Genomic DNA, 2,181 nt, shown 5'->3' on the forward strand with positions numbered 1-2,181 from the left:
CGGCTGGTGGCGGGCGGAGCCGCAGCCGGACCCGGGCGGCCGGCGGAACCGGCCGCCGGCACCGCCACCTTCACCGGACGCCGCTGAGGCCGATCACGGCCGCCGGGCCCGGCCGACCGACGGCGGGTTCGTGGACGTCGGCGCGGTCGCTGCCGTTCCCCACCGCCTCCGGCCCAGCGCCGGTCCGAGAACCACCGCGTCCGTCGCACCGTTTTGTCGTGACCAGGAGAGGAAACACACCATGAGCGACCGCAAGGCTCTGCTGCTGGACGAGGTACGCAAGTACCACCAGGACGTGCAACCCGACCGGGCGTTCGAGCCGGGCGTCACCGAGATCTGGCCCTCCGGTGCCATGCTCGACGCCGACGACCGGGTGGCCCTGGTCGAGGCGGCGCTGGACATGCGCATCGCGGCCGGAGGCTACGCCCGTACGTTCGAGTCACGGTTCGCCCGCACGCTGGGCCGGCGCAAGGCGCACCTGGTCAACTCCGGCTCGTCCGCCAACCTGCTCGCGGTCACCGCGCTGACCTCCGAGGTGCTCGGGGAGCGGCGGCTCCGCCCCGGCGACGAGGTGATCACCGTCGCCGCAGGCTTCCCGACCACCGTCAACCCGATCATCCAGAACGGCCTACTGCCGGTCTTCGTGGACGTCGAGCTGGGCACGTACAACACCACGGCGGAGCGGGTGGCCGCCGCGATCGGGCCGAAGACCCGGGCGATCGTGCTGGCGCACACGCTGGGCAACCCGTACGAGGCGACCGAGATCGCCGAGCTGGCCCGGGAACACGGCCTGTTCTTCGTCGAGGACAACTGCGACGCGGTGGGCTCCACCTACGACGGCCGGCTCACCGGCACCTTCGGTGACCTCACCACGGTCAGCTTCTACCCCGCGCACCACCTGACGATGGGCGAGGGCGGGTGCGTCCTGACGTCGAACCTGGCGCTCGCCCGGGTCGTGGAGTCGCTGCGCGACTGGGGCCGGGACTGCTGGTGCGCGCCCGGGGACTCGAACACCTGCCTGAAGCGCTTCAAGCACCAGCTCGGCAACCTGCCGGCCGGGTACGACCACAAGTACATCTACTCGCACGTCGGCTACAACCTGAAGGCCACCGACCTGCAGGCCGCGCTCGGCCTCACCCAGTTGGCGAAGCTGGACGACTTCACCGCGCTGCGGCGCCGCAACTGGCGTCGGCTGCGGGAGCAGTTGGACGGCGTACCGCACCTGCTGCTGCCGGAGGCCACGCCGCGCAGCGAGCCGAGCTGGTTCGGCTTTGTGATCACGGTTGCCCCCGACGCCCCCTTCACCCGCTCGCAACTGGTGGCCTTCCTCGAGGATCGCAAGATCGGCACGCGACAGTTGTTCGCCGGTAATCTGACCCGGCAGCCGGGATATCTGAATCAGCCGTACCGGGTGGTGGGTGACCTGACCAACAGCGACATCATCACCGAGCAGACCCTCTGGGTGGGCGTCTATCCCGCGTTGACCGAAGAGATGATCGACTACGTCGCGGCCACGGTCACCGAATTCGCCACCGGTCGCGCATGACGTCCACGCCGGGCTGACGTCGAGGCGTTCCCGTCGGTTTCGACACAGTGGTGGGATAATGGGCGAGACCCATGGAGGTACCGTGAAGTATCTACTCCTGATCACCCATAATCAGCAGACACGGAACGCCTGGCAGAACATGTCCGAGGCCGAGCGCGAGTTGGGCCTCAAGGCTCATGCCGCCCTGGGCGGCGAGCTGGCCGAGGCCGGCGAGCTGATCGTGTCGGAGGCGCTGGCCGACCAGAGCCGCAGCAAGCGGGTCCTCGTGAAGAACGGCAGAGTGACCACCACCGACGGCCCTTTTCCCGAGGTCAAGGAGTACCTCGCCGGGTTCTATCTGATCGAGTGCGACGGCATCGACAGTGCCGTCGCGCACGCCGCCCGGATTCCGGAGGCCGCCTTCGGCCAGGTCGAGGTACGCCCGGTGCTCGGCGCCGGGGACACGGGACGGTGAGCACCGCCACGGATGTCGAGGACCTGCTGCGCGAACACGCGCCACAGGTCCTCTCCGCGCTCGTCCGCCGTCACGGCGGCTTCGACACCTGCGAGGACGCCGTACAGGAGGCGCTGCTGGCGGCGGCGGTGCAGTGGCCGGCGGACGGTGTGCCGGCCAACCCCATCGGTTGGCTGACCAC

The 2,181-nt window shown here is 69.6% G+C and carries 3 protein-coding genes; all 3 read left to right on the top strand.

Annotation, left to right across the window (positions count from 1 at the left end; all coding sequences use genetic code 11):
* Window positions 1-241: 241 nt before the first annotated feature.
* Window positions 242-1,546, top strand: coding sequence for a lipopolysaccharide biosynthesis protein RfbH (rfbH, locus tag AB0B91_RS65280; protein ID WP_089002561.1), 1,305 nt, complete (start codon window positions 242-244; stop codon window positions 1,544-1,546).
* Window positions 1,547-1,628: 82 nt separating this feature from the next.
* Window positions 1,629-2,000, top strand: a complete 372-nt coding sequence (locus tag AB0B91_RS65285) for a YciI family protein (protein WP_089002562.1) — start codon at window positions 1,629-1,631, stop codon at window positions 1,998-2,000.
* Window positions 1,997-2,181, top strand: a 185-nt coding sequence (locus tag AB0B91_RS65290; RefSeq protein WP_358343061.1) for a sigma factor, incomplete at its 3' end; no start/stop codon positions are given. The genes AB0B91_RS65285 and AB0B91_RS65290, both read left to right, overlap by 4 nt.

This window comes from Nonomuraea sp. NPDC049141, from assembly GCF_040648415.1.
In the GTDB taxonomy this organism is placed as follows: domain Bacteria; phylum Actinomycetota; class Actinomycetes; order Streptosporangiales; family Streptosporangiaceae; genus Nonomuraea.